Here is a 24,958-nt window from a genome sequence, read left to right as displayed (position 1 = left end):
TTTTCACATGAGAAAGAAAGCAACAGCAACCATGATTCTCCTTCTGTCGATCATGCTTATCATCGCAGGATGCGGCAGTAACGGGAACCAAACGCAGGGTCAAGACAATGCAGCAAAAACGGAGAAACCAGAAACAGAAGCTGTGTCCGGCGCTTCTAAAGCGAGCTATACCCCTATCGATCAATTGAAAGACAAATATGACATCATCATCATCGGTGCTGGCGGAGCGGGAATGACGGCTGCTCTTGAGGCCAAAGCCAAAGGCATGAATCCGGTTATTTTCGAGAAAATGCCGGCAGCTGGCGGAAATACGATGAAATCCTCTTCGGGTATGAATGCATCTCAGACCAAGTTCCAAAAAGAGCAAGGCATTGAAGACAATAATGATCTCTTCTTCGAACAAACATTAAAAGGCGGTCACGGTACGAACGACAAAGAAATGCTTCGTTACTTCGTAGACAATTCCGCAAGCGCAATCGACTGGTTGGATTCCATTGGCATTCGCTTGAACAACCTTACGATTACTGGCGGTATGAAGGAAAAACGTACACACCGTCCTGAAGACGGATCTGCTGTTGGACAATATCTCGTCAGCGGCTTGGTCAAGAATGTACAATCCAAAGGAATTCCGGTTTTCGTAAATGCGAAAGTTACTGATATTACAGAAAAAGACGGAAAAGTGAACGGCGTTAAAGTCCTCTTCGAAGAGAAGGATGAGAAGAACATTGCCGCAAACGCAGTTGTTGTCACAACAGGCGGTTATGGTGCTAACATGGACATGATCTCCTCTGTTCGCCCTGATTTGAAAGGTCTGGTAACAACGAACCAAATCGGCAGCACTGGTGACGGCATTACGATGATTGAGAAGCTCGGCGGCGTAACTGTAGATATGGATCAAATTCAGGTTCACCCTACTGTACAGCAAGAGAAGTCCTATCTTATCGGGGAAGCAGTTCGCGGTGAAGGTGCAATCTTGGTTGATAAAGACGGCAAACGATTCACGAACGAGCTGGATACTCGCGATAACGTAACGGCAGCAATTAATAAACTGTCTGACAAAGCATCTTACCTTGTATTTGATTCTGGCGTGAAATCCCGTGCAAAAGCTATTCAACAATACGACAAAATGGGATTTGTCATCCAAGGTGCAACGGTTGAAGATTTGGCCAAAGTAATGGGCGTTCCAGGCGATCAACTCAAAGCTACACTTGATACATGGAACGGCGCAGTGAAAGACAAAAAAGATGCTGAATTCGGCAGAACAACAGGCATGGACAACGAGTTGTCCGCTGGACCATTCTATGCAATCAAAATTGCTCCTGGTATCCACTATACAATGGGCGGCGTAAAAGTTAACACAAACACCGAAGTTGTAACTAAGGATGGCAAGGCTATTACAGGTCTCTACGCAGCAGGTGAAGTTATCGGCGGCCTGCACGGTGAGAACCGTATCGGCGGTAACTCTGTTGCAGATATCATTATCTTCGGTCGTCAAGCAGGTATTAAATCTGCTGAATTCGTAAAAGCACAATAAAGCTAGTATATTCCTCCCTCAAACGCTTGGGCTCTTTGCAGTCCAAGCGTTTTATTTATCTGTACACTCTCTCCTCCCAATAATCACTCCCTCTTTACGCTAGGAAAGTGACAGTTTGCTCGAATAATAAGCAATTAGAACTATTGATTGTAGACCTCTGTTCCTCTACTATCTAGCTATGATTTCCTTTCATTTGTGTGAATAAAAAAGAGTGGGATGAATTGAGAAAAGCACTAATTGAAGCCAATATTGGCGGTGTAAAAAATGTTGTTATCAGCTTCCAAGTCAAAGGCGGCGGTGGATACTTTATTCCACTCATCGACTCCTATTATAAATAATCGTATACATAAAGGATGTGCTGCGACACATCCTTTTTCTGTACATAATGTTTCTGCTTCGTTTACAAAATAAATAACCGGCCGCTATTTCTAGCAACCGGTAATACAATGAAATCCCTATTCTCCATGCGATTATAGCTTGAAACGATTCACCATCTCCTGCAGTTCTTCCGCCATTTGCTTTAACTGCCCGATCGAAGCAGAAATGGTCTCTACAGAGGCAAGCTGCTCCTCAGATGCAGCCGCCACCGATTGTACGGTGGAAGACGTATCTGCTGCAATCTTCGCCATTTCGTCAACTGAAGCCGTAATCTCCTCAGTACCTGCTGACATCTGTTCTGTCGCAGCTGATGTCTCCTGTACTTGCCCTGTCACTTGCTGCACCAGCGCCATGATATGCTCGAACATCTGCCCTGCCTGCGCAACAACCTTCATACCTGACGCAACATCCTGACGTACATAAGCCATTGCATTTACCGTTTCCTGCGTGCTGTTTTGCATTTCCACAATAAGCTCGGCTATTTGCTTGGCTGATTCACTAGACTGTTCAGCCAGCTTGCGTACCTCTCCAGCAACGACTGAGAACCCTCTGCCGCTCTCCCCGGCTCTTGCTGCTTCAATCGAGGCATTGAGCGCAAGAAGATTCGTTTGCCCTGCAATATTCGTAATGACATCAATAATGTTCTCGATCTGCTGAGAATGATCATGCAGCTGTTCAACAGCAGATTCCGTTGTTTGTACAGATTGATTAATTGACTTCATCTGCTCCATCGCATCGACGATCGTTGCATTGCCCTGCTCAGCTTGTATAGCCGAATGATTGGCCAATTCCGCAACGCTCGATGTATTTTCGACAATCGATTGAATACCGCGTGCAAATTCTTCAAGCGCAATCGCATTTTCCTCCGATGCTGTCTGCTGCAGCTGCGCACCCGATGCGACCTGTTCCATTGAAGCGGCAATATGCTCTGTCGCTTGCGCCGTTTCATTCGCATTGTCAGAGACTAAGCGTGAATTGTGAAGCAGTTGCACCGAACGCTCATGCACCGTGCTCATAATCGAGGACAAACCGTCCATCATCTTGTTGAAGTCCTTCATCAGCACCCCGATCTCATCCTTCGAATCATAGGAGCCGCGAACCGTGAGATCTCCTTGTTCTGCTTGCTTCATCAAGGTTTGCATTTGTCGAAGCGGCTTCACAATCAGATTGGCGATCACATATCCAACCAGCACGCATACAAGCAGTGAAATCATTCCGATGATTACGTTCGTCGTGGTGGAAGCTTTCGTTAGCTCCGTTGATTTCTTCGCTTGCTGATCCGCCAAATTTTCATTCCACTTTACAAGCTCGGTCAACACTTCTTGTACCTTACTGCGAGAATCGCGTACATTGCTTACGTAATAGTCATATGCCTCTTCGTTCTTATTCGCGATTGCCAACTCTATAGCACGAATATTACTATCGCGATATGGCTTTAGCGCCTTCTCATACTCAGCTACGAATGTTTTTTCCTCATCTGTTTGCAAGACTTCCTTATATTTCTTCATGAGTGTATCACTTTCACCACGGAAACGAGCAATAGATGCTTTGAGCTCACTATTCCGCCGATCATCACTGCTTGCCATTAATTCGAAAATGGCTGAGTCAATGGAACGGTTATTCACCATAATCTGCTTCACCCACATGATCGACATCAGATTATGCTTGAAAATGGTGTCGTTCTTATGATTGATCTCGTTCATGGCGCGATACGAAATCGACGTACTTAATGCCAGCAGCAAAATGCCGACACCAACCAGTATAAAAATTTTAATTGAAGTGTTCAGGTCTTTAAATCTAAACTTCATGCTTTCTCTCCCCTCTAGTTAACTTTATCATTATCGACAAAATCAGACATAATTTTTATAGATGTTATGACTTTTTATCTGTTTTTCTGAAAACTTACTGCAAATACATCATATTCAAGGCTCTCTGATCGTCAAATAAACACAACAAAAAAACCCATCATTGAACGTACGCTACCAGCAGCTGCATTACAGCTCTCGCACGTATATTCATGATGGGTCTCGTCTACAAAAAGAGAAGTAAGTTGAATTTGTGATCGTAGAGGATCATGTTCACTTGCTGCATCTTCATTCAGGTGAAGGATGGCCATCTCATTTGAAATGAAATAAATCGGCTTCTATCCATGCATCCCTGCCGCATACTTAAGCTTAATCGACATATTGTGCACACACCGCAAGTACCGTATGGTTCCTGTATTCGCACGCATAATGACCGAATGCGTCTCCACACGCTGACCAGGTAAGTTACGAACCCCATTCAGCAAGTCGCTATTCGTGATGCCCGTCGCTGCAAATATGATGTCGCCCGAACCTACAAGCTGTTCCATTCGAAGCAATGCATCAGGGTGCTGAATCCCCATCCGCTTGCAGCGCTCTAGCTGTTCCCGACTCTGCACCATGAGCCGACCCTGCATTTCTCCGCCAAGACAGCGGAGAGCTGCTGCAGCCAGCACGCCTTCCGGTGCTCCGCCAGAACCGACGTACAGATCAACGCCACTCTCGATAATTGCCGGTACAATCGCACCGGATACATCCCCATGATCAAGCAGCTTAATCCGAACTCCACTGCTGCGTAGGGCTTCAATAAGTTCACGATGGCGATCTCGCTGAAGAATCATGACCGTGAGATCTTCTACAGACTTGCCCAGCCTTGCTGCGGACTTCTCCAGTGTTACCTCAATCGGATCATCTAAATTGACGTGGCCTGCGAGCAGCGGGCCTACGGCTAGCTTCTGCATATACATATCTGGAGCGTGCAGAAGATTGCCCCTCTCTGCAATAGCGATGACTGACATTCCGTTATTCAATCCATTCGCGACAACTTCTGTTCCTTCTAGCGGATCCACTGCGACATCAACATCCGGCCCGAAGCGGCTCCCAACCTTCTCTCCAATATAGAGCATTGGTGCCTCATCCATTTCACCTTCACCGATTACAACCGTCCCATTAATCGGAACGGAATCGAACATTTCCCGAATAGCAGAGGTAGCGGCATAATCCGCGCCATGCTTGTCACCCCGGCCGATCCAGGAGGCTGACGCCAGAGCGCCTGCCTCTGTAACACGTGCGATTTCCAGAGCTAGCTGACGATCCATCTCCACTTCTCTCCCTTTTATCTACGACAAGTTGATTTCACTCACGTAATCAAATCCATGACAATGCCTGCAGTTTCCTCAATTGCTTTATCCGTCACATCGATGACAGGGCAACCTAATCGGTCGAACAATGAACGGGCATATTCCAATTCCTCGACGATGCGATCGAGCGAAGCATATCTAGCTAAGACAGGAAGCCCCATCGTCTTCAGCCGCTCAGAACGGATCTTCAATAGATGCTCAGCGTTCATCGTCAAACCGATTATTTTACTTGGGGAGATGCTGTACAAGTGCTCCGGCGGCTGAATTTCAGGCACTACCGGATAATTGACAACCTTCTTCCCCTTATGAGCCAAGAAGACGCTCAATGGTGTTTTGGAGGTGCGAGAGACCCCTAACAGCACAATATCCGCCTTCAGGATCGCATGCAGATCCTTGCCATCATCACACTTGACAGCGAACTCCACGGCTTCAACGCGCTGAAAATAATCGGCATCCAAACGATGCAGCAATCCTGGCATTCGCTTCGGCTGATCCGCAAACGTATCGACGAAAGCTTGAATCATCGGCCCCATAACATCCACAGCTCGAACATTTAGACGGATTGCATGCTCTTTAATGGCTTCCCGCAATTCAGGCTGAACGAGCGTATACGCGACAAATCCTCCGGATTCGGCAGCCTCCTCCATCAACATGCGGAGCTCTTCCTCATTGCGCACATTCATATAGCGCTTAATCCTGATTTGTGGCGCTTCGAATTGTCGTATTGTCGCCTTCACTACAGCCTCTGCCGTCTCCCCGACGGAATCTGAACACACGGTTATCGTATATGACGCGTTCCCCATACGCTTCGTCCCCCTGCTAATCCTGGTCTACTTTGTCGAGCATCAGCTTGATGATCGTCGTCTTCGTTATTCGTCCTACGACATTCCCTTCCAGATCAGAACGATTCTCTGGGTAAGATACGACCGGAAGGCTGTCTACTTGGTGATGTATCATTTTACGCGCAGCTTCCAATACAGATTCCTCTGGCGTAATCGTTACAATATTCGGTTGTCTGGTCATCACCATGCTGACAGGCATCGAGGACGCATTCGGGTTGCCTAATGTAACCTTAAGCAAATCCTTGCGCGAAATGACACCTGCAAGCTTGCCGCCTTCATCGGTTACAATGAGACTGCCGATGTTCTCTAGGAATAAGGTGACAACCGCATCCTGTACTGTCGTCTTCACATCAACCACAACTGGCATGCCCTGAACCTGTCCGACCTTCATGTTGCGCAGGACGTAGGAATCCGACTCCTTCTTCTCCGCCTTCTCCCCGAGAAAATAGCCTACCTTGGGCTTTGCCGCAATATAATCGAGCATGACCAGCAAGGATAAATCCGCACGAATCGTAGGTCGACTGACCGTCAACATCTCCGCGATTTGTTCTCCCGTAATGGGGGCATGCTTCTTGACGATTTTAATAATTTCTAACTGTCTCGTTGTTAGTTCGATAGCGCATCCCTCCGTTTCATGCTATAAAGGTCGCCTTGAATCACGATCCCTGCCCATACGTGAAATACGTAGGATTCTGTTCATCTTCTGACAAGATTATAGCATTCTGGGCGGAAAGTGCGTAACTCCTGATTGCAGAAGTTCATGCACTCCGCCCCGTAAGTCATGCGCAGGGTTATAAGGTCAAGCTAATCATACCGCTGCTTCTTGTGATGATTGATCTACTGGTCGTTCTCCTGCATGTGATTCTGTTTGTCGCCTTAATGCGCCTCCCAGACGGATCTGCGCCTGTGCCGCTGCAATACGGGCGACTGGAAGCCGATACGGAGAGCAGCTAACATAATCCAAGCCGATCTGATGACAGAACATAATGGATTCATAGTCGCCACCATGCTCCCCACAAATGCTGGTCGTGAGCGTCGGGTTTACGGAGCGGCCTTGATTGACCGCCATCTCAATCAGCTTGCCAACACCTTCCGTATCCAGCACTTGAAATGGGTTATGAGGAAGCAGCTTATTTTCCACGTAATGCGTTAGGAACTTCCCCTCCGCGTCATCTCGACTATAGCCAAATGTCATTTGCGTCAGATCATTCGTACCGAAGGAGAAGAAATCCGCAGAACGAGCAATTTCGCCTGCTGTTAATGCCGCGCGAGGCACTTCGATCATCGTTCCTACCTTATACATGCAATTACGTCTCTCTTCACCCAATACCTGTTCCGCCACGAGATCGACAATGTTGCGCAGGAATTGCAGTTCATTAACGTGACCGACAAGTGGGATCATAATCTGGGGCTGAACTGCAACACCATCACGAAGACAACGCAGCACAGCTTGGAATATTGCTTCTACCTGCATCTCATAAATTTCGGGGAACATAATTCCAAGTCTACAGCCACGCTGTCCGAGCATTGGATTCGTTTCTTCCAGATCCCGAACTCGGCGGATCATCCGTTCAAGCTCCTTGCGCTCATATTCCTGCTCACGTTCTTCTTGTCCCGAGGAGCGAAGTGCATCCAATCGCTCTGTAAGCTCCTCAAGATTCGGGAGGAATTCATGCAGCGGGGGATCGAGCAGGCGAATGGTAACCGGCAATCCGTTCATCTCACGGAACATATCTTCGAAGTCTGCACGCTGCATTGGCAAAAGCCGATTCAATGCCAGCTGACGATCGATATCCTTATCTGCCATAATCATTTGCTGTACGATAGGCACTCTTGCCGGTGACAGGAACATGTGCTCTGTTCTGCACAGGCCGATACCTTCCGCACCGAATTCTCTTGCTTTGCGGGCATCAGCTGGTGAATCCGCATTCGCGAGTACCTTCATCGCACGAATCTCATCCGCCCATTGCAAGATGAGCAGCATCTCGGGTGATACATTGGCATCTTGAAGCTCAATTCTCCCCGGTATTACCTGTCCACTGCCCCCATCAATCGTAATCCAATCTCCCTCTCGAAGGACATTCCCCTCGGCGATCAGCTGACGCTGCTCCTCATCAATCTGCAGCGCTTCACAGCCGCACACACACGGCTTACCCATCCCCCGAGCTACAACGGCAGCATGACTGGTCATACCGCCACGCAGTGTTACGATCCCTTCTGCGGCAACAATACCATGGATATCTTCCGGTGTTGTCTCCATCCGAAGGAGAATAACCGACTTCCCTAGTCGCTTCCACTCATCTGCTGTGTCGGCGTCGAACACCGCTTGCCCACATGCCGCGCCTGGTGAAGCAGGAAGCCCAGTCGCGATTGCACGATAGCCCGCAGCTGTATGAAGCGAACGATGAAGCATATGATTCAGGTGCTGCACATCAATTCTCATTACGGCCTCTTCCTTGCTAATCAGGCCTTCCTTCACTAGATCGGCTGCAACTTGCAGGGCAGCTCTAGCATTGCGTTTGGCATTGCGGGTCTGGAGCAAATACAACTTCCCGTTCTCGATCGTAAACTCAATATCCTGCATATCCCGATATTGAAGCTCTAACTGCTTAGCGCATAAAGCCAGCTCCTCATAGGCATGTGGCATCGTTACTTCGAGCTGCGAGATCAAAACTGGCGTTCTTGTACCACCAACTACATCTTCACCCTGCGCGTTCATGAGGTATTCACCAAATAAGTCGGGTTCTCCTGTTGATGGGTTGCGTGTAAACAACACGCCTGTTCCACTTGTCTCCCCCATATTTCCGAATACCATCGACTGTATATTGACAGCAGTACCCTGATCGTGTGGGATGTGATGCACCTTCCGATATACCTTCGCTCTTGGACTCGACCAAGACAGAAATACAGCCTCAACTGCTTCTTGAAGCTGCTGCTTCACATCCTGGGGGAATAGGCGTTCCGAGCGCACTTCAATGAGCTGCTTGAACTTCTGAACAAGAGAACACAGCGATTCTTCCGTAAGCTGTTGATCCTCGGTGCACCCAGCGAGCAGCTTTTCTTGCTGAAGTATGCGTTCGAAATGGACAGCCTCGATATTATAGACAACAGAGCCATACATTTGAATGAAGCGGCGATAACAGTCATAAGCGAATCTGCGATTGTGCGTGAGCTTAGCCAATCCTTCTACTGTCTGATCTGTAAGCCCAAGATTGAGTATCGTATCCATCATTCCAGGCATTGATGTCACAGCGCCTGATCGAACCGATACAAGCAGCGGGCATTCAGCACTGCCGAATCGGCGCTGCTGTACTCTTTCCAGTTCCACCATTGCACGCATTACTTCATCCATTAATCCCTCGGGAAGTCGGCATCCATTGCTGTAATACTGTCTGCACATTTCTGTCGTTATGGTGAAGCCTGGCGGGACTGGGAGTCCCGCCTTCGTCATTTCAGCCAAATTAGCACCTTTGCCGCCCAGCAGCTCAGCATCCTCTTTGCCACCATTTCGGAACGAATTCACGCGCACACTTATCAAGCCGTAGCACTCCCCTCTTGCTCGCGGCACGCTTCTTTGTCACACACCATATATTTCGTCTTCACGCCATTCGTAGGCAGTGTATCAATAATGTCATCACAATATCGGCAAATGATTGTGCCCAAGTCGTTCTCTTTTACATACTGATCAATGAGCTCATCGATTTGGTTCCGCATGATTGTTCTACCTCCTCGGATTGGACGAACATATACTTGACGAAATCCGTTACACGGCATGCGTATGCCCATTCATTGTCATACCATGCCAGCAGCTTCACCTGATACCCTGATGTTTGAATTGATAACCCATCAATAATTGCAGATTTGTTGTTGCCAATATAATCGGAGGAGACAAGCGGCTCCTCGTTGTATTCTACATAATGCCCCATGCCTTCCTTAATCGCATTTGTAAATGCGCGGACGATGTCTTCCTTCGTAACTTCACAGTGCAAGTGAGCAGTAAGGTCGACTAAGGATACATTTTGCACGGGAACTCGCAAGGACAGACCCTGAACCCGCTCCGCCAGATGGGGCAGAATATCCTTCAAGGCTTTGCCAACTCCTGTTGAAGTTGGAATAATGGAGCTGCCGCAAGCACGGCCTCTTCTCCAGTCCGAATGTGCATTATCCAGATGCTTCTGATCATTCGTATACGCATGGACCGTCGTCATCCAACCGTAGCCCAAGCCAAATTCCTGATCAAGAACATGAAGAAGCGGAGCTAGACAATTCGTTGTGCAGGAAGCAGTAGAAATAAGTGTATGCTCCTGCGGATCATATGCGTGCTCGTTCACGCCCATTACGATAGTACAATCCAGATCCTTACCTGGGGCTGTCACGACAACCCGCTTCGCTCCCGCTTGCAGATGCAGGGATGCTTCTGAACGACTCTTAAACTTCCCTGTTGCATCAACGACAACATCAATTCCGTGCTCTCTCCATGGCAGCAGTTCTGGGTTGCGTTCGCTTACTAACGGAATCCGATGTCCCCGAATGATAAGGCATTGATCTCCCGCCTTAATATCTTCCTCCCAGCGACCGTGAATCGAATCATACTTCAAGAGATGCGCCAATTGATCAGGTGCACAGGTAGAATTAATAAGGCCAAGTGATGCACCGTTTCCATTCATGAACAGACTGCGAATAACTAATCTGCCGATTCTTCCTGTACCACTCACACCGAGTCGTTTCAGCATATATCGTTTGAACCTCCTTTGCTCAACTCATATATTACGTCATAATAAATGGAATTTCAATATATAATACACACTATATTCGATTTTATTTCGGTAATCAACGGTTTAAATGTGTATTATAATGAAAATTGGGTGCATATAATACATACTATAAACAACATCAAGCATGTCTTAATGACCACAAACAACTGCACATTCCTAGCCATAGCTAGATCCCACAAAAAAAGATGACCTCTGATCCATTCAGAAGTCATCTTTTGTGTATTCCATAGTAAGAAAGTATATTTTCCGTCTGCTTCTCTAGCCTTTACTCACAACCGCCGTTACCTTCTCTTGTTCAAAATACAAATGATCGTGGTTCTTGCATCCTGGGTTAAATGAGGTTCGACATATCGGGCACTCATAGTTACAACTAAGATACTCATGAATCGTGAGCTCCGTATGGCAATTGCCACATAAAATCGCCTTCGTACCCCATTCCGCTATTGGCCATACCATAGGCTCGTGATCCTCTGCCTCCTCATGACAATAATAGCAGCCATAATACGTACCACAGCATTTGAACTTAATCGCAATTACGTCCACCTCTGAATGATAATGACGGCATCTCGTCTTCGTATCAATTGCACCTTTCACCTGAATCATGCTCAACCCTCGCTTTAGGCTCTCTTCCTATTACTTTCTTATTGCTATCTTCAAATTAGCATGCTTCATATCTATCGCAAACATCATGTATCGTGCTAGCCCCTTGTATAGTACCTTGTCTCGTTTCTTCTTGTACAAGCATACCATATTTGCAAACTTCATTCTCCAGCCACGAGCAAAATTAAAGAAAGACGGTTTTCTTTCTGAAAAATAGGTGAACACTGTTACCGACACGATATTACTCAAGGAGGTCAACATGAAGAAATTCGTATTCGCGTGCCTGCTGACAAGCTGTCTGCTGCTTAGCGCATGTGTAGCTAAGGAAACAATGGCCGGAGTGAAGTCTCCCAGTGTAAACGTAAATATCATTAACACGAAAGGGGATTCCATCGGTACGGCACAGCTAACTCAAGTCGGCAATAAGGTTCAAATGGCGATCGATGTCCAAAGTCTGTCACCAGGTAAGCATGGCATACACTTTCACGCGGTAGGCCGTTGCGATACCCCTGATTTCAAGACCGCTGAGGCCCACTTGAACCCGACTCATAAGGAGCATGGCTTTGAGAATCCGAAGGGTTACCATAGTGGAGATTTGCCGAATCTTGAGGTAGGAGAAGACGGCAAAGCGCAAGCCACCTTCACAACCGAGATGGTCACGCTGGAGAAGGATAAGCCGAATTCGCTGTTGAAGTCAGGCGGTACAGCGTTAATCATCCATGCACAGCCTGATGATTATAAGACTGATCCGTCAGGCAACTCAGGTGATCGCATTGCATGTGGGGTCATTCAATAGGAATGGTCATAAGAGTAAGGGGCTTCCACCCGTCATCCTTGATGATGTAATGGCAGCCCCTTATTGTTTGCTAGACGCCGTCACCTATTTGCGCGTAAATAGGTTTACCGCCTCATCCAACGATTTAAGCTGGCCAAGAGCCGAGTAATCTAACCATGGCTGCTGTTCAATCGTATGAACGTTGCCGTTTTTAACCGCCTTTAGATGTTTCCAGATGGAGCTATCCTCCAACTCTTTGAACAGCTGCTGCGCAGCCTTGTCAGCAGATACCTCAAGCAGAATGTGATCGGGATCGAAATCCGGCAGCAGCTCACTGGAGATGGCTTGCGGCCCTTCCTTTCCTCGGCCTATACTTTCTAAGCCCTTGGCGGGCTTAATCCCCAAGTCTTGATAAAGCAATGAGCCATAATTGCGATCTAATCCGTATACTCTGAGCTCTTTTTTCATGACGCGCAGCACTAACACCGTCTCGTCACCAAGCACTTGCTTGATAGATTCTTTTGCTGTAGCGGCTTTTTGCTTATAATCGGCAATGAACGCTTCGGCCTCCTTTTCTTTACCTAACGCCTTACCGAGTTGCTGCAACTGTTCTTGCCAGGTCGATTGCTTGAAATTAAGCACAATTGTCGGCGCAATCTTCTCAAGTTCATCCTTGCCTTTTATCAGCTCTTCCTGCGCGATGATAAGGTCTGGTTCCACGTTCACGAGCGCTTCAAGGTTGGGATCTTGGGAATTCCCTAAATTTTGCGTATGTGGCAAGAGATCAGCTACATGTGGGAGAAACTCTTTACCTTTTTGCGTGACCGCTCCTATCGGGGTAATTCCTAAAGCAAGCAAGTCGCTCGTAAAAGGAATAGATAATACCGCAATCCGTTTGTCTGCTCCTGCAATATCAGCTGGCAGCTTCGTATCGGAAGTGGCCGTTTGAACCTGTAATGATTTCCCCGATTCACTCTGTTTATTTGAGGGCACTTGCCCGCTGCATGCTGCAGTAATCATTACGAGTAATGTGCAGATACAAGTAAGTATCTTCATGCGATGACGTGTAATCATGATGCCAAAACCCCTTTATATGTTGTTTAAATGAAAATGATAATCATTATTATGATCGAACTCTATCCATTAATCCATGCCATATCTTTAGATATCTACTTGTATAATTTTTATTTTGCAGCCATGAGCAGACTTACGGCCTCGCTGAGTTGACTTTCAATTGACCGTGGAGAATACATCATCCATTTGTCCCAATCCAACACATGCACATTACCATACTTCACGGCAGGGAGACTGCGCCAGCCTTCGCTCTGCTGTAACTCTTTTATGGAATCTCTCGCCCACTCTCCAGACTTCGTTACAAGGAACAAATAGTCCGTATCGCAATCAGATAAATTTGCTGTGGTCGCAGACATCCAATTAAAGACCGTTCCAGGCAAGTGCTTATCTATTTCTCTTCGAATTTGTTCAGGTGGTGATAAATTCAAAGATCGATAAAACACATGTCCAATGTTGCGCGCGCCATATAGTTTTACTTTATGATCGACAAATGTAAGCAGCCCAACCGTACCTTCCCCGATCATTGCTTTTACTTTTTTTTGGTCGCGATCGACTCGTTCTTCGTGACGTGCTATCCATTCATAAGCTTCATTTTCTTTACCCACAAGACGGGCAATCTCGCGCATGTGTCCGAACACGTCTAAACGCTTCCAAGGAATCGTTACAATGGGAGCGATATCCCCAAAATACCTGTTCATTTGCTGGGAAATGTGATCCTTGCACAAAATCATATCGGGCTTGTTCATCAATAACGATTCTCGATATCGTTCCCACATTCGATCATAGACTGGCATAGACATCATTGGCGCTTCTTTGTCGATATGTATGGCTAATGGCTTCACGCCCAGTGTTAAAAGATGGTCTGTGTATGGCTGAGAGAGTGACACGATATGTATATGCTGCTGCTTCATATATGCGGTTGGTGCGATTCCGCTGTATGTCTTAAATCGCCTGCTGAAATAAAACTCATCCTTGTATCCGACATCTTGGGCAATGTCGCGTATTTTACCGTTTGGCTGCAGCAATTGCTTCTTCGCCTGATTCATGCGCAGATCGGTCAAATACTCGATTGGACTCTTCTTCATTTTCCTTTTGAATAGTTGAGAGAAATAAGAAGGATTCATACCAGCCTGATCTGCTAGCTTGGCCAAGGTAATATTTGTGGAAAATGCCTGCTGCATATACTCAATTGTGCAATCCAGCAAATTGTCGGTGCTATCTAATATCCTGGACGTCCTGTTTTCAAATATGACGCTTAATATATCATGTAGATGAGGCTGATAAGGGGAATGAGCCATACGCGTTATAGAGGGGCTGTCCTTGCATAATAATCGAATCAAGCGTCTAATGTGATGCTGCTGCTCGACCCGTATTTCCCCGCTAACAGGCAAAGTCAACTCCTTCTCATATACTCTTCTCTTATCGCTCCATTCCATTGCGCGATAGATGTCGAACTCGATTTTATAGAGGTGCAGTCCATGTTTCGCGGCGCATTCAGCTGCAAGAACGGATCCGACCGGCAATAGAAAAACAGTATTCGGCAGCAGCTCTGCAGCATTACATCCGTCGTTCATGTACAATTTTCCTTTACCCTTCACTACAAACAGTAACATATGCGATATAAGCTCTTTTTTCTCCCATTTCCTACTATCGTGAATTGCAACCTGCTCCATCTCTTTGATTTCCAACAAGGTCTTATGTAAAAAGGCGTTGTGTATATCCTCTTTCACCACTTTCCCCCTACTCCTATCATTCGTTAACCACGATTATTATTTAATTAATAATGATTCTCAATATCAGTCATTTATTTTCTCATGTTCGTTTTCATTTGTCTATAGATGATGCATGATGACCGTTCAATAAACGTAAAAAGGCTGCCCCTTGTCACACTAGTGACTTGGGCAGCCCTTCGTTATCCAATTTAGAAGTCGAAATTGTCGGGATCTGGACCAACACGATGATGTTGATTCAATCCGTCAATGCGCTCCATCTCTTCTGGTGACAATTCAAAATCGAAAATGGAGGCATTCTCTACGATCCGATGTTCCTTAATCGATTTAGGAATGGTAATGACGCCATGCTGCAAATCCCAACGCAAGATTACTTGTGCAACCGATTTTCCGTGCTTGCTAGCAATCTCTTGCAATTCAGGTTGATCAAGCAGTTGTCCTTGCATAAGCGGAGACCATGCCTCAAACTGAATGCCTTGCTCCAAGCAAAATTCGCGAAGCTCTTGCTGTGTCAAACGTGGATGGAATTCGACTTGGTCGATCATTGGTTTGATTTCTGCATCCTTCAGCAAATCTTGCAAATGATGAATATGGAAGTTGCTCACCCCAATTGCTTTCACGCGGCCAGCTTTATAAAGGGTCTCCAACGCTCTCCATGCGTCTTTAATCTTACCTTCTACCGGCCAGTGAATTAGATACAAATCCAAATATTCGAGACCGAGCTTCTTCAGGCTTTCATCATAGGCTGCAAGCGTAGATTCATAACCCAAGTCCGCATTCCACACTTTCGAAGTGATGAACAAGTCTTCTCTCGCGATACCCGCTTCTTTCAATCCGATTTGGATCCCTTGTCCTACGCCTTCTTCATTTCCATATATAGCCGCAGTATCAATACTGCGGTATCCATTCTTGATTGCTGCCGCAACGGAATCGACAACTTCGGAACCGTCATTCACCTTGAACACACCAAGTCCGAACCACGGCATTGTCACTCCATTATGCAATGTCACTCTATCTTGTAAATTCGCTGCCATTTCACGTTCCTCCTAAGTCTTCTTCATGATCGTCCACCCGTTCACATCATGTGATCGGCGAATATCAATATAATGCGATACATGCATTATGGCTTACATGAATTCGAAAAGGAAGTACGCACTTTGAAGTGTTCTAGTAACCTAGAAGTAACCTTGTTACCTCTAAGTAACTGTTAATTGGAGCTGCCTGCTCTATTCATTTCCCCGGTACAGCCAGCTATACGTCAATAATACCTACCTAATTGTACGATTAATGCCATAAATCAAAAATTCCAAATTTCATTATTTTGGTATGGTAATAACTATAAACTTACACATTGTGCTAGTAGTGTTATGGAGAGGAGAATTCTTATGGATGTCATGGATTTGGAGTCTTTTTTGCAGCGTGAGAACAAGATTCTTAAGGAGCTAAGCGTAAAGATTGGTCAAGCAGGATGGATGGTAACTTCTACAGGTGAGGAATCATGGAATGATGCGTTGGAGGTTGCTCAAAATGAATGGAAGCGTTATTTATCAGATACAGAGCGGTTCGCCCTCATTACGAAGCACCTAGAGAATAAGCAGCTTACATCATTACAACAACGTCAGCTTACAGAGCTTCACCACTTGATGATCAATCAACAGTTAGATCCGCAGCTGGCTGAACGCTCTACTCGCATGACGAAGGAACTAGTGGACATTTTCAATTCCTACCGTCCTACCATACAGAACCAGCATGTATCGAATAATGATATTCGCACGATTCTGGAAACGAGTCTTGATCCGGAAGAACGCAAGCAGGCATGGCTCGCTAGCAAGCAAATCGGCAAGCAGGTCTGCGATCGCGCACTGCAGCTTATCCAGCAGCGCAATGAAGAGGCTCGCACACTTGGTTACGACAATTATTATCAGATGCAATATAGCGCGCAGGATCTCGATCTTGACGTCGTATTTGCCTTAATCGATGAGCTGCTTGTCCAGAGTGAAGAACCGTATCGGCTCGTGAAGCAGCAAATTGACGAGGAACTAGCTCAAAAGTTTCGTATTACGGTATCGCAGCTTAGGCCGTGGCATTATTCAGATCCGTTCTTTCAAAGTACGCCTGCCGTCAGTGAATGGAGTATGGCTGAGTATTTACAAAATAAAAGGATGGAAGCCATTACAGCAGAGACGTTTCAAAGTATGGGGCTCAATATCACAGATGTAATCGCACGCAGTGACCTATATCCGCGCGATAAGAAATATCCATATGGGTATTGCACGGATATGGGACGTACGGGCGAACCACGCGTCATGATGAGCATGAATCCGAGCGAATTTTGGATGAGTGTGATGCTGCACGAGTTCGGTCATGCGGCATATGAGAAAAATATTGACGCAGCGCTGCCTTTCCTTCTACGCAAGCCTGCCCATACGCTTACTACCGAAGCGATTGCGATGCTCTTTGGCCGAATGACAAAGGATCAGGATTGGATTACCCGCTTCATTAAGCCGGAACCAACCGCCTTTGCTTCCCATGCCTCTGCCCTGCGCGATACTCTTCAACGCGAGATGCTGGTCAGTATGAGATGGTATATTACATTTGTGAAGTTCGAGCGCGAGTTGTATGAGCGTCCGCATACCAATGTGAATGAACGTTGGTGGCAGCTCGTAGAAGAGATCCAGCACTTGCAAGCGCCAGAGGATACCCGGCATCCGGACTGGGCCGCCAAGATGCATTTCACGCTCGCTCCCGTAAGCTATCAAAGCTATATATTAGGTGAACTGACCGCTTCCCAACTGCATCATTATATCATGACGAACATTTCGCGAGACTTGTTCTCTCTAGAAGCTGGAACTTATGTAAAGGAGCAAGTTTTCTTCCCTGGCGCGACATGGACATGGAATGATCTATTGAAACGTGCAACGGGCGAGCCACTTCATCCTAAGTATTTTGTCCAACAGTTCGTAAGCTCGCACTGCAAACAATAATACAACAATCGTACTCGTACATATGGGGAATGCAAGAGAGAATAATATCTCGCTACGCATTCCCCTTGCACGTTCTAATGAGAAGTGATGTTCACCGGGTTCACTGGACTTCCTATTTGAACCGGATCAACTCGGCGGAATAAAAACGACGAATCTTGCAAAAAGGCATGCAAATACGTTTGTGCAAATACCTGTTCGGATTTCAGATTTTCCGTCTCTTCCGGATTTGCAGCATGATGACAGTAGTTCTCGATCATAAACATGATAAAAAAACACTCCACCTGCTGAATATAGCCGCTGGACAGCTTTTTCACATTTTCATATCCTGCAATAAACTGCTTGCGCTGCTTTACACCAAGTCCTAATAGTGCACCCGCCATATCATAAAGATAATAACCATAACCGCACCGACCAAAATCAATCGGACGTGGCTCTTCCCCGGTATATACAACATTCCCTGTATGCAAATCAGCATGAATCAGACCATATGTATCAGCATTTCGTTCCATCCCGGCAACTTGAGCAATAACCTTATCGGCCGCTGCTTGATAGAGATCCCAACCTTGCTTGGCTAAAAATCGAGGGTAATATCGTTCGAGCTTCTTGAACTCCTTCCTAAAACTGTCAATGCCCCAGGCGGGACGTGTGAAATCAGAGGAAGGAACATAATGTGCAGCTTCCTCATGGAGTCGTGCCATCATCGTACCGGTTCGATACGCTTGGCTATCCGTTAATGCCATAGCATGCTCCCCTTCTACCCATCTCATCAACGTGACATAGGGCCTGCAATAACCCATTTCCGTTTCCACTTCAATTACATAGGATCCATCCTTGCTCGCCACCCCAGTCGGCACTGTCAGCTCCTTCGAATGATGCAATATCTGAAGAAAGGCGAGTTCGGAAGCAATCTCATCTCGACTGCACCGATCCGAGTGAATACGCAGTAGATAACATTCTTGAGAAGTCGCTTCAATCTTATACGTAATCGTATCCGACAACTGTATGAATTGGATTTTTTTCCATGCGATGTCATACTTCTGAATAGCATTTAGCGCCACATTTCTCGCCCGTGCCAGCAGCACATGTTTCTCTTCGTTCGTGTCGAATTGAAAGAATGAAATCATTTTTCTCCACTCCAATATTGAGCATATTCGAGCACTTTGCCACATGAAGTTCGTATCGAAGCTTGGATGTTCTTATCGAACTATTTCTCGGTCGACACATTCATAAGCTGCTCTTACAGCCTTTATTGTAGTAGGTGCACTCCAAGCAACATAGGGAAAAAATCAAACAAACATTACAAACACGCTGCAAGAAGCTGCAACATGTTGCTAATAAAAAAGACTGCACCAGATCCCTCTGATGCAGTCTTTACATCCAAATCACTATGATTTTGTATATACAATCTTCTTAATGCTGTCTGAGGATAAGCAATATTGCTCTGCAAGCTCATCTACCGTTGAGCCCGCTGCAAAGGAATGACGAATAGCCGTGTTCCGCCTGTTCAACATCTTCCTGCCTCCCGATTGTTCGCCCCATTTCTTATGCTGCGACTTCGGCGCAGGGACATATAGCAGTCCGCCTTGGATATATTTTTGAATCTCTTGAATCAATGTCTTGGGTAATACTCGATCTGCATTTACATATTTCATCTTCGCTCTACTCCTTACAGAAATGTACTGTGAAGAGAGCAAAGTCTAAGCTATCAACTTCATAACTTCATTTGAAGTCATGGCGGTATCTATTTCATTCAGGCTTCAGCTCTATACAAACAACCGCCGTTGTTCATAGTTCAGACTTTGCATAGAGCGCATCTGTAACCTACCGTTATCAGTCATGGCGATTCTCCTTATCAAAGAAAATAAAGTAATAAACTAGCGATAGCCCTTAGCTGATTTTGATTTTCCCCATATATTACTCCTCGCTTCGTAAGAGTCTCTCGTTTATATTATGTACCTCCATATAATTGCGCCCATGATCTGCAGACTACTCTTCAACCCGCTTCAGCACTTGAACGAGCAGAATCATCAGTAGCACCGCATATCCAATAGATAACCCGATCGTACCAACAGTTGATGTCATCGTATAACTGCTATAGTTCAGCAGCATATTCATCGTATGATAGGCAGGCGGAAATACCCATGATAGAAGCGCACCTGCTATGCCTGCTTTTGCGATAAGTGCTCCTTGACAGAAGGACAGTGCAAGAATAAGCAGTATCCCGCCAATTGCATAGCTAGCACGCTCCACCCGTTTCGCGAAGTACAGCGATATCGCAATTCCGAGGAGTGCAGAGCTGAGGTGCGTGAACAGCCCGACAATGAGATGCTCGAACCGAATAGGCTCGTCAAATTTATCGAACACGATTGGGTAAACAATTGCAACCACAACAATGAAACACATGATAAGCGCAACCGAACAAATAAGCCCGATCAAATAGAGTGCTCGGCTCTTCACATGCAAGATTGTCAGTTCTTCCTGAACCGCATGCTCCGTCTTCAGGAAGCTGTAGCTGAACCATGCTGCCATGATATAAATCAGCATCGTCGTGAATGAGAAGCTGCCCATAATCGGATTCGGTGAATACGTATAGAACAAGCCCAAACTAATCAAGAACGTGAATAACGGCGGTATGTAGCGATACGATCGACTGTAGTTGCGCAGCAAGTACCATATGGTTGCTTTAAGCATATTCGCGTTCCTCCTGTCGAGAAGGCTGCTGCGCATAATTTGAACCAGTATATCCATGGGCGGCACTTGCTTGAACGGATACAATCGAACATTTCCGCATTAGCAGCTCTAACAGCACGTGATCTGAATCATGCTGCCTCGAACGTATGACATACCTGTCCGAGATTGTATCATGCTCTTTATAACCGAGAATCCCTTCTATTCGAGCGATCTCATCACTTAGAGACAGAGATGTCGGTACCGTCACCTCAATCTGCACATCTTCCTCGAGCGGACGAACCTTTGTAATTGAAATAGAGCCACGGTGAATGCTTACGCATCGATCCGCAAGCTGATCGACCAAAGATGCCTCATGACATGACATCACCATTGCAATGCCTTGCTGCTTCATATGTCCGAGCAGACGAATAAGCTCTCGCTGTGAGTCCGTATCCAATCCGGATAGAGGCTCGTCCAGCAGCAATAAATCAGGTTTATTCAGTACAGCTTGCATGAGGTTCACCTTTTGCAGCATCCCTTTGGAAAAAATATTCATTCTACGTGCAGCTGCATCCTCCATTTTGAACAAGGCAAGCAATTCATCCAGCCGTGCAGATATGGCTTCCTTGCTCATCCCTTGCATACCACCCATGGAAAATAGGTACTCTTCCAGTGTAAGCCGCAGCTTCGGCAGTCGATCAGGAACGAAGCCAATACGCTGTTTGCTTCCTCCGTGACGATGAATCATTCCGGTCGTCGGCTTGGCTAATCCGGCAATCAAGCGGAGCAGCGTGCTTTTCCCCGATCCATTCGTTCCTGTAATCGATACTGCTTCATGCGCTCCGATAGACAATTCTACACGTTGCAGGATGACTCGACGATCATAGCTCTTCGTCACTTGCTCCAACTTTACTAACCCTTCCAATCAGATATCCTCCCGAATCTATCATTTCCACTAAAAACAAACATGCACATGCTATATAGTACCATTATCTTAATAGGTTGTAACAGCATGCAAAGAAGAATAAACGTTGTCAATCCATACCGCAGTTATTCGATATCCAGATCATGACCGAACCGTTGAGGAACACTCTGTTCCGATCCCCATTTTACATGAGCATCATGAACATCTTCTTTCTTGCCCGCGTAAGATTACATCGCCAGATGGAATCGATATCCTTCCTGCGATTGATGTTGTTAGCTTTAAGGTTCGCTACAATTAGATGTTGTAGCTACAAACTTGTGAAGTACGTTGATCAACGAAATCCTTCCCGTTCGCTCGAAAAGTGTCCAGGAGAACAAAGCAAGTCACTTCATATGGTTTGTAAATGAACAATAGAGAGGACTACAACTTATGCTTACGATCATCATGACAAGTTTGGGAACGGTAATGCTCCTCGTCATTATTTTTGCTTGTGCATCTATACTCTGGCTACGTAGAAGCTTTCGGATTACACCTGCAAATCGCGATCGTTTCAATTTTCCTCACCCAGAACCAATGACGAATCATCAAGCGAAGTACGTTTTACGGACGGTACAGACAAATGCAATTCCGGAATGGGAACGACGATACGAAGCTCTTCTACAGCACATGATCTCGCATGGAGTTTTGTTAGAGGCATGGGGATTCCGCACCTCTCTCGTTGTACAAGGAAGAACGAACAAATCGCAATGGAGCGATCTATTCATTTACAAGCTTCCTCCGGACGTGAGCGCAGCGGAATTTACGGCGCTGGAACAGACGTATGGAAACGATGGCGATCCCTGCATGACTGAACAGCTCCGCTCACACAGCCGAACCTTATCAGCTCATCTTATACCTAACTGTGTAATCGGAGAAGAGACGAACTTGCCGCCAGAATGTGCATTCTATGTTGAATATATCACGGTACAGCCTGACGCCCTACAGAACTATTCACACAGCATGGATGCAATCACCGCACCTGCGATGTCTATGCTCAGCAAGCAGGGAGATATCCACTCCTTTACGGTATTTGAAATGGATGTGGCCGATACGGATGGTACAACTACGACTACCCATAAAAGGTGGAACCAAATTCATATCACCGCCGGTTCGCCGCTCTCGTTCATTCCATTCAGTTCCCGCTTCAACCGTGCAATTACAACGGTGCAGCCACAGGTCGGTGGATTAGAAGGCGCAATCAAGCAATGGGAGCAATGGTGCTCGTATGAGCGGGTTGATGTGATGAAACTATTATGGCACTGTCGCGACTCCAAGCAAACCGAATAATACACGAGCAGAGCCCATGATGCATACATGGGCTCTGTTTTACTTATTTGCTATCCACAATTTTCGCGGAACGGCTTCCCCGAACCATCGTTAGACTCGTCATAAGCGGCTGCAGCAAGGTCAATATTAACACGCACAGAACCGTGGTGAATAACGTAATCTGAAGTGGCATTCCCGTATATAGCACATGAAATAAACTTGTTGTCAGCGTCAATGGAGCAAGCGCGAATACAAGGCTCACCCATGGCCGCTGCAAGACTATAACCGGATTGCGCTTATGCAGTGTACACCCGATGATGCTGCAGTGAATAAGAAGCGGGAACAGGAATAGGTAGCTTGCTCCAGGGATAAGCCCTAACACAACGATTAGAAGCAGGAAGTAGAACAACATTCCGGTTAGAATCATTTCCAAGACGTTGACCCTATGCCGAGTCAGACGCGTGATTACGAGATGAACAAGTAGCGCGATCAGTACAAAAGCAAGATTGACCTGAGCCGGAATGGAAGCCGATTCAAGTGGCATCCCCGCCACTGAACTTCCAATATACATAATCCCTACAAACACCAAGTAAGCAATCACAACAGATGTTATGATACTTCCAAGTGTAAGCAAGAAGCTGAGTGCCATTCCCTTCAACGTAATCGTTCTCTTCTTGAATAACACCGCGAGGCAGAATAGCCATCCAATTCCAATCAGGATAGACATCGGTATCGTCCAGGAAGCAGGATAATGAAGGAGCATCGTGAACCAGTTAAAATAGACCCTATCGGAACCATTCAATTGCTCCAAATCCATACTTCCGAACTGCTTCGCCGCTGCAAGTGCATTCTCACCATGGTGCTGAAATGTAGCCATTGAGACATTATCGGGCGTATCTTGTTCGGAATGGTATTTGTCCCAGCCGTCGATATATCCGAAATTCAGCCCTGGTATGCCTGCATTTAGTGAGACGGTCAAATCCGTCTCATTCGGCATCGTCCGATACAAGTCGCCTAACAGAGAAGTGCTGACTGGAGACACCGCGAAAGAGGCAAATTCAGAAATCAGCTTACCATTATCTCGACTCGTTTGGAACATGATTGACGGTCCTCTCGAACCTCTTGCCTCGAAATTCACGACAAGGCCGATCTGTTCACGAACTTTATTGTCAAACCAGAATGCCTCTGCACCAAGCAATCCTTTCTCTTCCCCATCGGTCAGCACGAACCAAATGTCCCGATCCATCGACGGACTGGCCTGTAGAATGCGTGCCGTCTCCAAGAGTGCTGCAACTCCAACCGCGTCGTCATTAGCCCCTGGGCCAAACGGTGTAGAATCGTAATGAGCGGTCAGCATCAATGCTTTTCCCGGCTTGGTTCCCTTATGTACTCCAATGATATTGTGCAGCTCGAACGACTCGGAAATGCCATTAAATTGCCCTGTCCATGGATACGTGTTCACAATTGGCTGTAGCCCTAATAACTCCATTTGCTCAACTAAATAGGTTCGAACCCTTTCATTCTCAAGCGAACCTGATGGATGCGGCAGCTGTGCGATGGCACTCACATGCTTCATAGCTCTTTCCGCTGAAAATTGTTCGATCGGCGCATTCTCTCCTTTTGGCGCCGGCGGCTGTTCTGACCATAGTGTTGCGAGAACAAGCATGATACAGATGGCAGCGATACCAAGCGCACTCCATCTTGTCATGTGCGTCTGGTGCACTCTGACCGTCTTCCCCACAATCGACTACCTCCTAATCATCTTTTATTTCTAGATATAGGAATAATTTACCTATTTAGATAGAGTTATCATATATGACCTCCCTTATAAGTACAAGACATAAATCTGAGCGCGAACTACTTCAAATCATTAAAAAATCGTTGTTGATCTGATATTTGAACATAGCACTGAACGTAGCAATACAGACACGGATTATGTATCGTCGACCGAAGAAGTTATTTTATTCATGGATAAAGAATCCTTTATCCCCGCTGGACAGAGCTTCCCAAATTGATGGTTCGGGATTTGTATACTATACTAGATGATTTTTCGATTGGCGCTAACTCCCGTACTATTTGTATGTAAATCATTTGTTAACACACTATATATTATGTAAACTAGCACTACCACAATGTGCAAGATCGCTATATAATACAATCTGTGCTATTGCACATTCTATTTTACAGGCCTTACATAGGAGAG

20 protein-coding genes are annotated in these 24,958 nt (G+C 46.2%); 4 read left to right on the top strand and 16 right to left on the bottom strand.

Features of this window, described 5'->3' with window-relative positions; genetic code table 11:
• Window positions 1-7: 7 nt before the first annotated feature.
• Entirely contained in the window at window positions 8-1,534 is a 1,527-nt protein-coding gene (locus BLS15_RS06975; RefSeq protein WP_090510626.1) for a flavocytochrome c, read from the top strand.
• Between the two features lie 470 nt (window positions 1,535-2,004).
• On the opposite strand, the gene BLS15_RS06970 is transcribed toward BLS15_RS06975, so the two are convergent.
• The 8 genes from BLS15_RS06970 to BLS15_RS06935 all read right to left on the bottom strand — a co-directional run bounded on the left by BLS15_RS06970 (window position 2,005) and on the right by BLS15_RS06935 (window position 11,295).
• Entirely contained in the window at window positions 2,005-3,720 is a 1,716-nt protein-coding gene (locus tag BLS15_RS06970) for a methyl-accepting chemotaxis protein (protein ID WP_021253772.1), read from the bottom strand.
• A gap of 335 nt (window positions 3,721-4,055) precedes the next feature.
• Complete coding sequence (gene glpX, locus BLS15_RS06965; protein WP_021253773.1) at window positions 4,056-5,033, bottom strand: class II fructose-bisphosphatase; 978 nt, start codon at window positions 5,031-5,033, stop codon at window positions 4,056-4,058.
• A 41-nt stretch (window positions 5,034-5,074) separates the two neighbouring features.
• Window positions 5,075-5,878, bottom strand: a complete 804-nt coding sequence (locus BLS15_RS06960) for a pyruvate, water dikinase regulatory protein (protein WP_021253774.1) — start codon at window positions 5,876-5,878, stop codon at window positions 5,075-5,077.
• A gap of 16 nt (window positions 5,879-5,894) precedes the next feature.
• Window positions 5,895-6,533, bottom strand: a complete 639-nt coding sequence (locus BLS15_RS06955) for a CBS domain-containing protein (protein ID WP_028533002.1) — start codon at window positions 6,531-6,533, stop codon at window positions 5,895-5,897.
• 192 nt (window positions 6,534-6,725) lie between these two features.
• Entirely contained in the window at window positions 6,726-9,455 is a 2,730-nt protein-coding gene (ppdK, locus tag BLS15_RS06950; protein ID WP_021253776.1) for a pyruvate, phosphate dikinase, read from the bottom strand.
• Window positions 9,452-9,631, bottom strand: coding sequence for a GapA-binding peptide SR1P (locus tag BLS15_RS06945; protein ID WP_021253777.1), 180 nt, complete (start codon window positions 9,629-9,631; stop codon window positions 9,452-9,454). The genes ppdK and BLS15_RS06945 overlap by 4 nt, the downstream gene beginning before the upstream one ends.
• Window positions 9,592-10,650: a type I glyceraldehyde-3-phosphate dehydrogenase gene (gene gap / locus BLS15_RS06940; RefSeq protein WP_021253778.1), complete on the bottom strand. Its 1,059-nt coding sequence runs from the start codon at window positions 10,648-10,650 to the stop codon at window positions 9,592-9,594. Before gap ends, BLS15_RS06945 begins: the two co-directional genes overlap by 40 nt.
• A 300-nt stretch (window positions 10,651-10,950) precedes the next feature.
• Complete coding sequence (locus BLS15_RS06935) at window positions 10,951-11,295, bottom strand: CHY zinc finger protein (protein WP_021253780.1); 345 nt, start codon at window positions 11,293-11,295, stop codon at window positions 10,951-10,953.
• Between the two features lie 256 nt (window positions 11,296-11,551).
• Between BLS15_RS06935 and BLS15_RS06930 the strand changes: the two genes are divergently transcribed.
• The gene (locus BLS15_RS06930; protein WP_021253782.1) at window positions 11,552-12,088 is read left to right on the top strand and encodes a superoxide dismutase family protein; all 537 of its coding nucleotides are present in this window, start codon (window positions 11,552-11,554) and stop codon (window positions 12,086-12,088) included.
• Window positions 12,089-12,172: 84 nt separating this feature from the next.
• On the opposite strand, the gene BLS15_RS06925 is transcribed toward BLS15_RS06930, so the two are convergent.
• From BLS15_RS06925 to BLS15_RS06915, 3 genes are all read right to left on the bottom strand, one after another.
• On the bottom strand, window positions 12,173-13,141 hold the full coding sequence (locus BLS15_RS06925; protein WP_028533004.1) for an ABC transporter substrate-binding protein: 969 nt from the start codon (window positions 13,139-13,141) through the stop codon (window positions 12,173-12,175).
• 110 nt (window positions 13,142-13,251) lie between these two features.
• Window positions 13,252-14,871 carry an AraC family transcriptional regulator gene (locus BLS15_RS06920; protein WP_139170645.1) on the bottom strand — a complete coding sequence of 540 codons (1,620 nt, stop codon included), beginning with the start codon at window positions 14,869-14,871 and terminating at the stop codon, window positions 13,252-13,254.
• Window positions 14,872-15,062: 191 nt separating this feature from the next.
• Window positions 15,063-15,905 carry an aldo/keto reductase gene (locus BLS15_RS06915; protein ID WP_021261505.1) on the bottom strand — a complete coding sequence of 281 codons (843 nt, stop codon included), beginning with the start codon at window positions 15,903-15,905 and terminating at the stop codon, window positions 15,063-15,065.
• A 351-nt stretch (window positions 15,906-16,256) separates the two neighbouring features.
• Here BLS15_RS06915 and BLS15_RS06910 point away from each other — a divergent pair, with 351 nt between their 5' ends.
• Window positions 16,257-17,855: a M3 family metallopeptidase gene (locus BLS15_RS06910; protein ID WP_254777298.1), complete on the top strand. Its 1,599-nt coding sequence runs from the start codon at window positions 16,257-16,259 to the stop codon at window positions 17,853-17,855.
• A 74-nt stretch (window positions 17,856-17,929) separates the two neighbouring features.
• Here BLS15_RS06910 and BLS15_RS06905 read toward each other — a convergent pair whose 3' ends face one another.
• The 4 genes from BLS15_RS06905 to BLS15_RS06890 form a co-directional block, all read right to left on the bottom strand.
• The gene (locus BLS15_RS06905) at window positions 17,930-18,979 is read right to left on the bottom strand and encodes a phosphotransferase enzyme family protein (protein WP_028533007.1); all 1,050 of its coding nucleotides are present in this window, start codon (window positions 18,977-18,979) and stop codon (window positions 17,930-17,932) included.
• Between the two features lie 261 nt (window positions 18,980-19,240).
• Entirely contained in the window at window positions 19,241-19,507 is a 267-nt protein-coding gene (locus BLS15_RS06900; RefSeq protein WP_021253788.1) for a CD3324 family protein, read from the bottom strand.
• 334 nt (window positions 19,508-19,841) lie between these two features.
• Window positions 19,842-20,546, bottom strand: coding sequence for a hypothetical protein (locus tag BLS15_RS06895; protein ID WP_090510624.1), 705 nt, complete (start codon window positions 20,544-20,546; stop codon window positions 19,842-19,844).
• Complete coding sequence (locus BLS15_RS06890) at window positions 20,539-21,450, bottom strand: ATP-binding cassette domain-containing protein (RefSeq protein ID WP_090510622.1); 912 nt, start codon at window positions 21,448-21,450, stop codon at window positions 20,539-20,541. The genes BLS15_RS06895 and BLS15_RS06890 overlap by 8 nt, the downstream gene beginning before the upstream one ends.
• Window positions 21,451-21,879: 429 nt before the next feature.
• Between BLS15_RS06890 and BLS15_RS06885 the strand changes: the two genes are divergently transcribed.
• Complete coding sequence (locus BLS15_RS06885; RefSeq protein ID WP_090510619.1) at window positions 21,880-22,776, top strand: hypothetical protein; 897 nt, start codon at window positions 21,880-21,882, stop codon at window positions 22,774-22,776.
• A gap of 43 nt (window positions 22,777-22,819) precedes the next feature.
• Here the strand turns inward: BLS15_RS06885 and BLS15_RS06880 are convergent, their stop codons facing one another.
• Entirely contained in the window at window positions 22,820-24,496 is a 1,677-nt protein-coding gene (locus tag BLS15_RS06880; protein ID WP_254777297.1) for a M28 family peptidase, read from the bottom strand.
• Window positions 24,497-24,958: the final 462 nt, after the last annotated feature.

The sequence above is a fragment of the Paenibacillus sp. cl6col genome (assembly GCF_900102125.1).
In the GTDB taxonomy this organism is placed as follows: Bacteria; Bacillota; Bacilli; order Paenibacillales; family Paenibacillaceae; genus Paenibacillus_B; species Paenibacillus_B suaedae.
Note: the sequence above shows the minus strand (reverse complement) of the source record. Positions and strands in the feature narration are given on the sequence as shown.